Origin of the sequence: Psychrobacter cibarius, assembly GCA_030686115.1 — a bacterium.
In the GTDB taxonomy this organism is placed as follows: domain Bacteria; phylum Pseudomonadota; class Gammaproteobacteria; order Pseudomonadales; family Moraxellaceae; genus Psychrobacter; species Psychrobacter cibarius_C.
This window is the reverse complement of record CP131612.1, coordinates 2,411,005-2,423,182: the sequence shown is the minus strand read 5'-3', so window position 1 is coordinate 2,423,182 and position 12,178 is coordinate 2,411,005. Positions and strand designations below refer to the sequence as shown.

Annotated in this window: 11 protein-coding genes and 1 tRNA gene; 2 read left to right on the top strand and 10 right to left on the bottom strand. The window is 41.2% G+C overall.

Annotation, left to right across the window (positions count from 1 at the left end):
- Nucleotides 1–12 precede the first annotated feature (12 nt).
- The 8 genes from csy2 to Q6344_10230 all read right to left on the bottom strand — a co-directional run bounded on the left by csy2 (nucleotide 13) and on the right by Q6344_10230 (nucleotide 9,116).
- Nucleotides 13–984 carry a type I-F CRISPR-associated protein Csy2 gene (csy2, locus tag Q6344_10265; GenBank protein ID WLG12983.1) on the bottom strand — a complete coding sequence of 324 codons (972 nt, stop codon included), beginning with the start codon at nucleotides 982–984 and terminating at the stop codon, nucleotides 13–15.
- Nucleotides 981–2,342: a type I-F CRISPR-associated protein Csy1 gene (gene csy1, locus Q6344_10260; GenBank protein WLG12982.1), complete on the bottom strand. Its 1,362-nt coding sequence runs from the start codon at nucleotides 2,340–2,342 to the stop codon at nucleotides 981–983. Before csy1 ends, csy2 begins: the two co-directional genes overlap by 4 nt.
- Nucleotides 2,343–2,416: 74 nt before the next feature.
- Entirely contained in the window at nucleotides 2,417–5,902 is a 3,486-nt protein-coding gene (gene cas3f, locus Q6344_10255) for a type I-F CRISPR-associated helicase Cas3f (protein WLG12981.1), read from the bottom strand.
- Nucleotides 5,903–6,898, bottom strand: coding sequence for a type I-F CRISPR-associated endonuclease Cas1f (cas1f, locus tag Q6344_10250; protein ID WLG12980.1), 996 nt, complete (start codon nucleotides 6,896–6,898; stop codon nucleotides 5,903–5,905).
- A gap of 176 nt (nucleotides 6,899–7,074) precedes the next feature.
- Entirely contained in the window at nucleotides 7,075–7,395 is a 321-nt protein-coding gene (locus Q6344_10245; GenBank protein WLG12979.1) for a hypothetical protein, read from the bottom strand.
- Nucleotides 7,396–7,405: 10 nt separating this feature from the next.
- Entirely contained in the window at nucleotides 7,406–7,696 is a 291-nt protein-coding gene (locus Q6344_10240) for a hypothetical protein (GenBank protein ID WLG12978.1), read from the bottom strand.
- On the bottom strand, nucleotides 7,693–8,889 hold the full coding sequence (locus tag Q6344_10235; protein ID WLG12977.1) for a site-specific integrase: 1,197 nt from the start codon (nucleotides 8,887–8,889) through the stop codon (nucleotides 7,693–7,695). Before Q6344_10235 ends, Q6344_10240 begins: the two co-directional genes overlap by 4 nt.
- A gap of 11 nt (nucleotides 8,890–8,900) precedes the next feature.
- Complete coding sequence (locus tag Q6344_10230; GenBank protein ID WLG12976.1) at nucleotides 8,901–9,116, bottom strand: hypothetical protein; 216 nt, start codon at nucleotides 9,114–9,116, stop codon at nucleotides 8,901–8,903.
- 117 nt (nucleotides 9,117–9,233) lie between these two features.
- Here Q6344_10230 and Q6344_10225 point away from each other — a divergent pair, with 117 nt between their 5' ends.
- Nucleotides 9,234–9,461, top strand: coding sequence for a helix-turn-helix transcriptional regulator (locus tag Q6344_10225; GenBank protein ID WLG12975.1), 228 nt, complete (start codon nucleotides 9,234–9,236; stop codon nucleotides 9,459–9,461).
- A gap of 208 nt (nucleotides 9,462–9,669) precedes the next feature.
- Here the strand turns inward: Q6344_10225 and Q6344_10220 are convergent.
- Nucleotides 9,670–9,746: transfer RNA gene (locus Q6344_10220), tRNA-Val, on the bottom strand.
- 309 nt (nucleotides 9,747–10,055) lie between these two features.
- Between Q6344_10220 and Q6344_10215 the strand changes: the two genes are divergently transcribed.
- Nucleotides 10,056–11,033, top strand: a complete 978-nt coding sequence (locus tag Q6344_10215) for a glutathione S-transferase family protein (protein WLG12974.1) — start codon at nucleotides 10,056–10,058, stop codon at nucleotides 11,031–11,033.
- A gap of 104 nt (nucleotides 11,034–11,137) precedes the next feature.
- Here the strand turns inward: Q6344_10215 and hemB are convergent, their stop codons facing one another.
- Nucleotides 11,138–12,145 (bottom strand): porphobilinogen synthase, encoded by a 1,008-nt coding sequence (hemB, locus tag Q6344_10210; protein WLG12973.1) that lies wholly within the window; start codon nucleotides 12,143–12,145, stop codon nucleotides 11,138–11,140.
- Between the last annotated feature and the right edge of the window lie 33 nt (nucleotides 12,146–12,178).

The window sequence follows — 12,178 nt, the reverse complement described above, 5'->3', positions numbered from 1 at the left end:
TTAAAAGTAAGGTCAGAAATCTTGTCGTTGAGTAACTAAATAGAGAGAGTCATCAGCATCGTAGCGATAACGCCAAAAAGCATTAGCAATATCATGTTCACCGCCAATGCGATTTAAACGCTGTGGATAGACCCATTTACCAAGGCTATATACGGCTTCGACATATTGGCTAGGGTATTCAGGATTGCGCACATTTTGCATGACACCTGAATCATATAGTTCAGAAATCCCTTGATACCCTACAGGCATAGGTACAAGCCAACCATGACCACTCTTACGCGAAGTAGTCAGCCATTTGGTATCACCATTTTTTTGAGTTTCTGGTATTTGATGCAGCGCGCAAACCTCTATCAAGGCATCTAAAGGCGTCGCATCTGGATCGTCTTTTTGTACATCATTAATAATTTGAGCAAACTCATTTTGTGCATCCATCAGTACAAAGGCAGGTAACAGCTGTGGTATGACGGCACTGATATCACTATTATCAAAAAACTGTACTGGCTCAAATATAGCCAGTCCGCGCACACTACCACCCGCCATACGCTGCTGCTGAATCCATTGCTTAGTGTTTTGAATAGCAGACGCTTGCTGCTCAGTCGTTAATGTAGTGTCTGCCAATACTTCAACCACAAAGCTCATGACTAATCGACATTTGCCTTCTTCAATAATAGACGCTGTTTTTCCGTCTTTTTTTATAGGATTACGAGTTTGGTTAAAAGTGTAGTTATTGTAGGAATTTGGGCGATACATTTGTGGTTGGCAATCATGACATGCCAGTAATACGCCACCTAATGACACCTCAGATAACGACTCATCATCTGCCATCTTGCGAGACATTGCGTGAAAGCTACCTAAGAATCCAGTGATAGCAGGAAACCCATAAGTGAGTGGGCTTGAGATAGTGTTTGCCCCATCAATCATTACCTTTTTAAATAGCAAATAGCCAACTATACCAATATTATTATCATCGTCTACACGGCTCATAAAAATACTCCTTTGCCTGCACGCTCATAGCGTTTTTTCATATCCTCAATCTCATGCTCCCAGTCTAAATGCTCGGCATCGCCAAAATTACTGGCAATCTCCTTGAATTCGGCTTGCATCAAAGTATTGAGCCAACGAGCAAAAATATGAACGATTTGACTATGCCAAGCATCATCTTGTTCACGTTCCGCTTTAAATTCCTCTTCGCCTTCAAGGTCAGCGCGTTTCGGATCAAGCCAAAGCTTCTCGACACGATCAAGCTCATAGTCTTTTGACCAGCCTGCAGGCATAGTCGTCCGAATGTCTTCTGCGGCTGCAAATATTTGATAGAGCACCCCTTCAATCGCACTTTTGCGCGCATCTCTAACATCGACGATATTGCGAGTGTCTTTTATAGATTTAAAAATACTTTGAATCGCCTCACGCGCGTTGTATTCCATACTGGTACTAAAAATACTATTGGCAAACTTGGATAATTTAAACGCGCGTTCTTGTTTGATAATCGATGGGAGTGAGGGCAGGAGATAGTTACGACCACCTTGTTTACTCATGTGTCTACTCACACCTTGAGGGTTGCTTCCACCAATCGTTACGGTTGCGATATCCAAAAGGGTTACATAGGGAGTTTTTTCGGCACTGCTTGAAAAACGATTTTTTTTAGCAATTTTTACGTCATTGGAATATTGTATGTGCTGTATTTTTTCATAAACCGAATTTGTTAACGAAGAGGGATATAGAGGGATAGTACAGATATAGGCGTCGGTCTTATGATTAGTAGGCCACAGTACCTGTTTATTGTATTCACTTGAGCAAGGTACTGATATTTCCCCAGTTAGTAGTGTTCTAAATATTTGAAAATATTGTGCAGAAAGTTTTTTATTGTTTGATAAGCAGGATTTGAAACTATCACTATCGTAAATAATGTAATCCATAATTTTCTTATCAGTATCGACATCAAAATCAAAGAATGAAAATAAGGGTAGAGCAGCTGCATTACCACTAGCGTCTAATTTATGGTTATTAATAGATTGATGCCCAACAATACCGTCTGGTAATGAAGATTGTGGCTCAAAACTAATGTTGTCCCCTTTAGAGCCTGAATGAACACCTTTAGAAATGTGAGTACCAAAACTGATTTGGTTAGCCATTTTGTTAGCTGCGTTATCCATCCAGTTATCAAGTTGGTACTTATCTTTAGCTATTGTTAACTTTTCATTTAAGGTGCTAATTAATAGTAAGTCATTACTTTCGACTGCTTTAGCGAGCTGCTTTTGCTCCGTTTCAGTCTTTTTATCGTATTGGCTGGCAAGGAAGGCCTTGACAGCATTACTTGCTAGCTCTAGTGGTATGTCGTTCAAGACAATCTCCTTTTGTAACTTGTAAAATTAGTCTGTCAAATTATTGATCAGTGATACTTTTTTATGCCTGTAAGTTAGTCGCGAACAAAGCCAAAAAACTCGTGAAATGCCCAGCCACGACTATTGCTAGACTTAATGCTGTCTAGCGATACGGATGAATAAGTAATTGCTAACGAACGTAGGCTTTTGTCAGAATGTGAGTGTTGCAAATCTTGTAAGACGTCATTCAATGAAGTCGTCAACCAAGGTTTTATTTGTGCATGCTCAAATTTAAAGGCTAGTGGCTGAATCGCTTTATTCTGAGGGGTAGATTTGGTTAAACCTTTTTCAAAGACATCTTCTGCATAGTACGCGTCAAACCCTATACTTGGCATGTCAGTATCTTCATCATTGACCATTCTCGGGATTAATAGCCAGTCCTCCTGTGGCGTTCCTGCTCGAAAGGGGCTAATTTGCTGTAAATAAGTATGAGTACGATTAGCCGTAGCCTTGCTATCCCAATATGCGTTAACGTAGTTAAGTTTAGGGCTATTTAATAAATGCCGCATAACTCGATGTTCAAGGTCGCTTAGCGTCTCTATAGTTTTATTTTGAGACGTTAAAATCCTAGGTCTTGCATCGACTTGTGCTAACTGCTCTTGAGTCATCAGTTTATTTAAATCGTAGCTTGGTGGCTTGAATAGCGTGGTCTCAAACCCTGGATGTGTGAAAATAGGTCGTTGACCGTTAGGGTGCTTAAAGTAGCGGATATTGTATTGTAGTAATAGAATGTTTGGCTCATTGGCAACTTTATTAGGACGATGTCGCCAAACACGCCCAGCCAACTGAATAATAGAGCGCATAGAGGAGGGTTCTACGATCGCCCAATCATAGTCGTGGTCACGTCCGACCTCAGCGACTGGAGTGGCGAGTACCATAAAGATATGGTTTTTAGCAGGCTGATTGGCAATGGCTTGTTCAATCTCAGGATGATTAAAGATACTAACTTTAACTTCGCTACGGTCTAAGATTCTATCGAGCTTATTCTCTAACGCATTGCGTAGTAGAAGTAGCTGCTTGGCGTGATAGCACACTACATGCATCACCGTATTTTTGGGTACTATTATGCTGTCTACTTTGAACAATTGCATCGCAATATTAGTAATGTTATTGATATTTGCGACACGTACTAGTCCAATACTTATTTGGGTGCTTTCGATAGATTTTTTCTTATTAGAATTAGGTTGTAATTCATGATGTTTACTATGCAAATTGATAGCCGCATCGACTATGGTTTGTGCCAAAGCACTATAAAACGGTGTAGCTTTATCCTTTGTATAAGAGGCTGAAAAGGGTAGTATTGCTGCTTGACGTCTAACAAGCTGTTTAGCTAAATAGCTGGCACGCTTATCACAAAATTGTTTATGGTTATTTTGAAAAACATCAACATCGGCGCATTGTTCAGACATCATCGCTTTAGGTTGTTCATCAAACCATGCACAGACTACTTTTGGTACAGGCTTATTTTGACTTTGATTAAATAGTTTGCGCCCTTCCATATAAGCTTCAAATAATCCTGTTACCAAATCAGGGGTCAAAGTCGCAGACGAGAGTAATACGCGCGTACCAAACAGTCCAGCAAGATGCACCAAACGCGACAGCGCAGGCAAGTCTGCTTGATCAAAATCATCGGGTTCATCTAATATCAAATCACTACTGAGCAGGCGCAGCATCGGAGCAATGTATTTACCGCCGCGTTTGCATTCGCTAGCTTGGATAATATGGTCAACGGTGCAAGTCACGATAGGCGCAAAGATTAAATCACGCGCTTTAGGGCTGGCGATAACGGTATCAAGATTCAGCGCTTCATAATCTTGATAGTCTATGTCGCTATCGACGATTTCATCTAATAAATCTTCGCTGGATTCACTACCAAAGGTCGCAGACTCGTTATCGGGTTCATTGTCCTTTTTGTATTCATCGATAATGTCTGTAATATCGTTCGTCTTGTTATCGTACGCCAGCTCGAACAGTTTTTTATTGGCACTGCCACCGACCAATATGGCTAATTGATCGCCTTTTAACTTCAAGTCTTTACGAAAACTTAGCCCTGTTTGTAACGTTAAAATTCGCAGACCTAATGCAATAGTAAAGCGCGCACCCTTCTTAGGATCAGCCAAACCATACATAATCCGTGCATTACCGATAGTCTTACCTGCACCTGTCGACGCCATATTAACGCCGAAAAACCCATGTTCGTGCGTGGCTTCTTGCAGACCATAGCTCATTTTAAAAGCTTGATTTTGCCATTTAAAACGCTCAATACCTGTTGGTTTGGCCAATGGGTCATGGTTACGCAAGGTTGGCATTTCACTGGCAATAATAGGTAGCGCGCGACAGAAGTGAGCAGTAAAAGTACCTACTCCTAATAAGTGTTCCTCCAAAGATTGCTTGACCGTTGGTATGCTAGCCGTGCGATCCGTATTTGCAGCTAATTTCTTAAATTGGCTATTAACGGCTACACAGCGTGAATCGTTTTCCTTAAGACTAGAATAATTATGATCACCAACCATTAGGCATAGGCGAGACAAATGTAGCAAAAATGGATCACTAATTGCTTTGTTAGATTCAACAGCTTTTTGGCCGATTTGCATTAGTGTAGAGTCATTTAGTGCTTTTTTAGACCAACGTCTAATATTTTTTTGCCAAGTTGAACTATTAATAACTAAATAATCAAATTTCCAAAAGCTTTTAAGTTGAGTTTGTGTCATTTCCTCTAACGATTTAGGGTTTTTAACCCAATAATCAAAAGGTTTTAAGCGACCGTAGGACTGCTGTAGGTTTCGCTTGTAAAGTGCTGTTTCTTGAGGCTGCTGCATACGTTGAATAGCGGTAAAAGAATGAAATACTTTATCAGCAGGCGGTAATCGGTGATGAGTGACAATTAACCAAGCGACCCACTGAGCAAGTGGTGGCATCGCTTCTATATTGACAGTATCTTGATTGGCATTAGCAAGACGTTTTTCTATATCGTTATTCTTTAACCAATCACCCAATTGCATTAATCGTTCAAGCCATACCTCATCTGCGTTACAACCTTCAATCATCAACTCAAATAGTTTTAATGATATCCACTCATGACGATAAGAGTCACCTTGCTTACTACCTTTTATGAGTTTATTTTGAAAACCAATTGTTGATTTGCCGATATCATGGAGCAGGGCAGCAATGGTGGCGATAATTTGCATACTACTGGCATAAGCCCAGTCATTTTCCCATTCAGTATGCATAATATTTCTTTTGGTACGGTTCACAGGAACAATTCCAACCTCATTAAACTTACGTTTATTACCTACCACCCATACCAGTTCAGTCAGCTGGCGTGTCTTATTGCGATGACAGCTCACCGCCGTTGACTTAGTCGCTGAACTGCGTAATAGCTGCTTAACCGTCTTAAGACCTTCTTCAGTGATAGCCGTTTGCCAGACATTATCGCCAATGCGGTTAGCAAAGGCATCTAAGATTCGTCGAGTACGCCCCAGCGCCTTTTTTTCACATTGCGAGACTAAAGTGACAATCATTTATCCCTCCCAGTCTTTAGTCATAGCAATCTGCTTGATGACTTCAAATTGATAATCTAGCGCCTTGTGTTTAGTAAACATATTCAGACATTCTTGACGAAACTCTTGCTCGCTCATGTTTTCGCTCGCGCAAATGAAGGCGAGAGGTAGTACCAGAGCGTCTTTGATAATATCGGCGATATCAAACACCAATGCACCGCGCCGAGTCTTGCCATGCATCACCGCAAAGCCATGCGGAATGCCCAATGTCCATGCTGTTGTCGCTCCAAGTCCATAGGCTAAGTAGTTACCGTGATTCAAAAAGCCATTAGCCTTATCGATACCTTCATGCTCACGAGTAAAGCCATCATAGCCGGTATTCTTTGCCGCAAGTTTATAGAGTTGTTTGGTCAAGCGGGCTTCAAGCTGGAGTAAATGCATGACCTCTTGTTGTTTATTAATTTGGTGAGTATTGGCGTCAAATAGGGTTTGTACCGCTTCTAGAGTACTATCAAAGCCCCAGCGCTTTAGATCGCCGTCTTTATTCCATACAGCTTTTAGATAGGCAAGGCGGGCATGCTGCAAGTGCTTAGCAGCGGCCAAACGCTTGTCATCATCCCACCACCAGCTCATCCATCCTTGGATATATTCTGTGGGTCGATATTCACTTTGGGGTGTCATCCACTCGATAAATATTTCACGCTCTGCGCCCATAAATAACGGCGATCCGCCGCCACCGCAAAAACCTACTAAGACTCCAGCTTGTGAGAGTAGGCGCATTGCTGCTTGGGTGATGGAGGTGCCTGTACCGAGAAGGATTGAAGTGGTATTGGCGATAGGAATATTGTAGTAAAGGTTGGCTTTGTCATCTTCAGTAAGATATAGCACGCGACCGTCTTTTTGCATAACGCGGCAGTGCGATAGATAGTAGATATTGGCACGTTTGGAGTGAAGAATAGTTTTGAGGTCGGATGATGCAAAACTGTTGTCAGTATAGGCATTATTGGGTTTCGCCATTATAGTTCCGTCTATTAACAGTGATAAACAATTGAATATGAATTCACTTTAGCGGAACTTTGTTGACAAGACAATATGTAAAAGGACTTTAGCGACAACAGATGTCGCTAAAGATTTAAAAAACAATAAAAAACCAGATAACCTAAGTTACCTGGTAATAAGTGACCTCTAAAGCTTTACCTACCTAAGACAAGCTGCCCACCAGAAAAGCTGATACATCCCTCACAAAACCAAGAATTTAATCTCATTGCATAAGGTACATCTGCTGGGACATCTAATTGATAGGGACGACCACAGTACTCGCAGTGTACGTCATTTAAATAAACCTGACATTTTGCAAGTGTAGCAAATAATACATCAATCTCCGTGTTGTGGTCATAACAAAGCAGTTCTAAATGCGCTACATAATCATTTGGCGACACATATGACCAATACTCATTGCACAAACGCTTTGTCGTATCATCAAAAGCTGAATCAAATACAAAGTTTACGCTCATAATATCCTCCTTAACAACCATAGCCAGTTTGTGGTAAAAGCCCGTAAAGCTCACTCTGTAGCTGACTATACATATCATCAACGACATAGTCAGGATTGGCCTCTAAGCGCGTCTGAACCCATATGCGCAGCGCCATATGATTATCAAAGCAACTATCAACACTCAGGAACCTAGCTAAACCAGTACCTGACTGAATACAAAGCTCACAAATGAGGTAGTTAGCAATATTATCTGCGCCATTACTGATGTAGCCACTAGGTCTAAACGTCGCATGCAGTTTATCGTAATCAATCATTTTCATCGTGACGTCTCCTTGTCAGTAGATACCTGAGCAATCTGACTGCGATTGACCAATGCCTCAAATGCACTACCATCCTGCCTAGTCATATTCGGTACGTAACGGCTATACGTGTTAAATAGCATCTTGGTCGTAGAGTGTCCCATTTGACTGGCAATCCACTCAGGACTTTCGCCAGCAGCTAACCATAGCGTTGCTGCAGTATGACGAGTCTGATAAGCATTACGCTTCTTCAGACCCAGAATCTTAAGAGTAGGGTGCCAAACACGCTTATTCACGTTGTTATAGTCAAGTGGCTCACCGGTATGTGCGCAAAACACATAGTCAGATCGCTTATAAGTGATGGTCTGCTGTTCCTTCAGAGCATCGTAGACCCAAGGTGACATTTGAATTGCACGGTAAGACTCTTGAGTCTTAGGAGGAACAATCTTGCCTTTGACATAAGCTTGTTTGATCACAATCTCACGTCGATTAAAGTCAATGTTCTCCCATGTCAACCCATCAATCTCACTCGTACGCATACCTGTGAAAAATCGTACCAGATAATAATTGCGATAGTCTGTTCTCACACCATTAATAAACGTCCAAACCTCATTCAGTGTGAATGGTTGAATATCCGTTTTAGGTTGCTTGAGCGCATTGATATCGTAGTAAGGATTATCAAACTGATAGCGTTTAGCCGCTTCTTTTAGTATCATACCTAAAGGTACCATGATCGAATTGATGCGTGCCGCTGACAGATGTTTGTTAGCTTTTCCGTACGTTACTTTGGCGAGCGATGAACGGAAGGCTAGTACATCTGTCTTTTTTATGAGATGAATGGGCTTAGTCCCAAACTTAACAATCAAGTACATATCAATAATCTCCTTTATTTTGCGCTTGTAAGTATCACGCCATTCAATTTCTTTTTCAGAAAACCATAATTTTGCAAACTGTTCAAAAGAGGGCGTATCGGTATTAATGCATTCCTTGCGATCGTTTAACGCTACCATTTCTGCCGCTCTGTCACTTTTTGGAAAGTACTTAACGTAGTTGAACAGTCCTAGAATGATTTCTGCTTCCATCTTCTCAATCACTTTTTCAAGCTTCTTACGATTCGCTGGCGTGTCCGTCAGGTTTGTCGTCTCCCGACAGCGTATACCCATATAATAAAAATCGACAACCAGCTTACCGTATCTACTTCTGATACTAGCCATCCTATTTCTCCTTATTGAAGTGCCATGGCATTGATGCTACCGGCGACGCCAGTGCGCATATCTTTTTCAATCTCCTCCCAAATGTACAAAATCTTACGACCACCGAACGGGCGTATATAATGAATGCCCTCAATAAGCACACTATCTTTGAGCTCATTACGGATAGTACGAGGGTTGTATTTGATGAGCTCAGAAAGCTCTTGGGTAGTTAGGTAGGTATGTGACATAATATGTTCCTTATATAAAGTTTAACCATAATGGTACTTTGATATACCATAGTTGTAATTTATCATAAATTTATAACTATGCAAGTACTTTTTATAATTATAATTGGAGTTTATAGGATGATAGTTAACCATCTCCCAACTTTGCTAGCTGAAAGAAGGCTAAAAGTAGCGGATGCCGTACGAGCAACAGGAGTAAGCAAAACAACGTTGCACAAGATATATAATGATCAATCATCTAGAATTGATTTCGATACTATAGATAAGCTTTGTGAGTATTTAGAAGTAGAGGTAGGAGATATTTTTGAATATGTAAAAGAGGATAAAGAGAGAAATACTGAGAAATAGGTTCTAGCTTAGAATTTGAAGTAGAGGTCAAAAAGAGGGTTTTAATTTTAATGGTTGGTCACGTTTTGGTCACCGTCGCTTTTTCAATTGATTTGAAGCTGATTAAATAATCATAACTATGAGTTGATGCAAGCAAGAATTTTCCTCTACAGCCCATATATTACAGACAAAAAAAAGCCCCAATCGTGAGATTGGGGCTTTCTAAATTTGGTAGGCATAAGCAGACTCGAACTGCTGACCTCTACCATGTCAAGGTAGCGCTCTAACCAACTGAGCTATACGCCTATTTAGGTTGAGTATTCTATCAAGTTTTTGAGACTTTGCAAGCTTTATTTCTAATAAATTTTTTTATTAGCATAATAATGATTATCACACTTTATATTAAGTGACTTTTAATATTTTTTTATGTAGTTATATTAAATAGTGATTGAAATTGGTTTATTTTTTATTGTCAGTAGAACTACAAACCTTAATAGCTAGGTGATATATAACTGGTATCATCATTCTCAAAGTAAAGTGAGGATTGTGATAATAGTTTCACAGTACTCATAGTGCAAAAAAATTATATCAAAATAGAATGTTGAGGAGAGTGATATGGGTCTATTGGTTGATGGTCAATGGCAAGACAAATGGTATGACACAGAGGCGAGCGGTGGACGCTTTGAGCGAGAAGATGCCGGTTTTAGAAATTGGGTCACGGTCGATGGCAGCGCAGGCCCATCAGGTGTTGGCGGTTTTAAAGCCGAAGCTGATCGCTATCATTTATATATCTCGCTTGCATGTCCTTGGGCACATCGTACCATTATTTACCGTCAGCTAAAGGGTTTGCAAGACCTGATTTCGCTGTCAGTGGTGCATCCATTTATGGGCGATAAGGGCTGGACGTTTTCAGAGGGCGCAGGCGTGATTGCTGATCCTATCGTAAATGCTAATTACTTATATGAGATTTATACGGCGGCAAAGCCTGACTATACAGGACGGGTGACGGTGCCAGTATTATGGGACAAAAAAACCGATACCATTGTCAGTAATGAGTCCTCTGAGATCATTCGTATGTTTAACTCAGCTTTTGATGAGGTTGGGGCGCTAGCAGGTAATTTTTTACCAACCGAGTTATTAGCAGAAATTAATGCAGTTAATGAGCTCGTTTATTCTACGGTCAATAATGGCGTTTATAAAGCAGGATTTTCAACCACACAAGAGGCTTACGAAGAAGCGGTGACGGAGCTATTCGATGCATTAGAGACACTAGAGGCACGTTTGACAGGCCAGCGTTATTTGCTGGGTAATACGATAACTGAGGCGGATTGGCGCTTATTTACTACGCTGGTGCGTTTTGATGCGGTATATGTCGGACACTTTAAATGTAATATTCGCCGCATTGTTGATTATCCCAATCTTTGGGGTTATCTGCGTGATTTATATCAAGTGCCAGGTATTGCAGAGACGGTAAGCATCGAGCATATTAAGCAGCATTATTATACTAGCCATGCCAATATCAATCCCACGCGTATCATTCCTGTTGGTCCAGTGCTTGATTTTAATGAGCCACACGAGCGTACACGTTTATAAGTTTTATTGAGATGTTAAAATAAGGTAATAAAAATCGCGCCAGCTGATTAATCACAGTTGGCGCGATAGATTGATGGTATAAATAAAAAGCTGCTTAATTTATATTAGGCATTATTCAACTGACGAGCGGCTTCTAGCGCAAAATACGTCAAAATTCCATCAGCGCCTGCACGGCGGAAACCAATCAACGATTCTAAAATCACCGCGTCGGTTAGCCAACCATTTTGAATCGCAGCCATGTGCATGGCATATTCGCCAGACACTTGATAAGCAAAGGTCGGTACGCCAAAGGTATTTTTAACTTCGCGAATAAGGTCTAGATACGGCTGACCCGGCTTAATCATGACCATGTCTGCACCCTCGGCTATGTCCATCGCCACTTCGTGCAACGCTTCGGCACGATTGCCGAAATCCATCTGGTACTGTTTCTTGTGTCCACCTTTTAGGTTGCCAGCACTGCCGACTGCATCACGGAACGGACCATAATATGCAGAGGCGTATTTGGCAGAGTAAGCCATGATAGCGGTATTCACAAAGCCTTCGGCTTCAAAGGCGTCACGCATGGCTTTGATACGGCCATCCATCATATCACTAGGCGAGATGATATCAGCACCAGCGCGGGCATGTACCAATGCTTGCTTGACCAATACTTCAACCGTTTCATCATTAACCACATAGCCTGAATCATCCAGCAGTCCATCTTGACCGTGCGAAGTATAAGGATCTAACGCCACATCGGTCATTACTACCATTTCAGGCACAGCATCTTTGATCGCTTTTACGGTACGAGCAGTAAGGGCATTTTCATCATAAGCTGATTTACCGTCGGGTGTTTTTAAGGAATTATCAATAACAGGGAAGATGTCGATGGTAGTGACGCCCTCGCTTAATAATTCTTTGGCATAGTTGATCAACAGGTCAATCGATAAGCGTTCAACGCCTGGCATACTAGCGATTGCTTCGCGCTTATTTTTGCCTTCTAAGACGAAGACAGGGGCGATAAAGTGCTTAGGATGCAGCTCAACTTCACGAATCATCGCGCGTACGTTATCGTTGTAGCGTAATCGACGTAGACGAGTTTCAGGGAATTGACGGTTAAAGGTATAAGTCATGATTTGTCCTCATTAGATTTTAGTCATTGTTAT

Excerpts from the sequence above, each read along its gene's own strand:
- Q6344_10245 (WLG12979.1), bottom strand. The coding sequence starts at position 7,395 with ATGAGCGTAAACTTTGTATTTGATTCAGCTTTTGATGATACGACAAAG.
- cas3f (WLG12981.1), bottom strand. The coding sequence starts at position 5,902 with ATGATTGTCACTTTAGTCTCGCAATGTGAAAAAAAGGCGCTGGGGCGT.
- Q6344_10235 (WLG12977.1), bottom strand. The coding sequence starts at position 8,889 with ATGGCTAGTATCAGAAGTAGATACGGTAAGCTGGTTGTCGATTTTTAT.
- hemB (WLG12973.1), bottom strand. The coding sequence starts at position 12,145 with ATGACTTATACCTTTAACCGTCAATTCCCTGAAACTCGTCTACGTCGA.
- Q6344_10215 (WLG12974.1), top strand. The coding sequence starts at position 10,056 with ATGGGTCTATTGGTTGATGGTCAATGGCAAGACAAATGGTATGACACA.
- Q6344_10230 (WLG12976.1), bottom strand. The coding sequence starts at position 9,116 with ATGTCACATACCTACCTAACTACCCAAGAGCTTTCTGAGCTCATCAAA.
- Q6344_10225 (WLG12975.1), top strand. The coding sequence starts at position 9,234 with ATGATAGTTAACCATCTCCCAACTTTGCTAGCTGAAAGAAGGCTAAAA.
- Q6344_10240 (WLG12978.1), bottom strand. The coding sequence starts at position 7,696 with ATGAAAATGATTGATTACGATAAACTGCATGCGACGTTTAGACCTAGT.
- cas1f (WLG12980.1), bottom strand. The coding sequence starts at position 6,898 with ATGGCGAAACCCAATAATGCCTATACTGACAACAGTTTTGCATCATCC.
- csy2 (WLG12983.1), bottom strand. The coding sequence starts at position 984 with ATGAGCCGTGTAGACGATGATAATAATATTGGTATAGTTGGCTATTTG.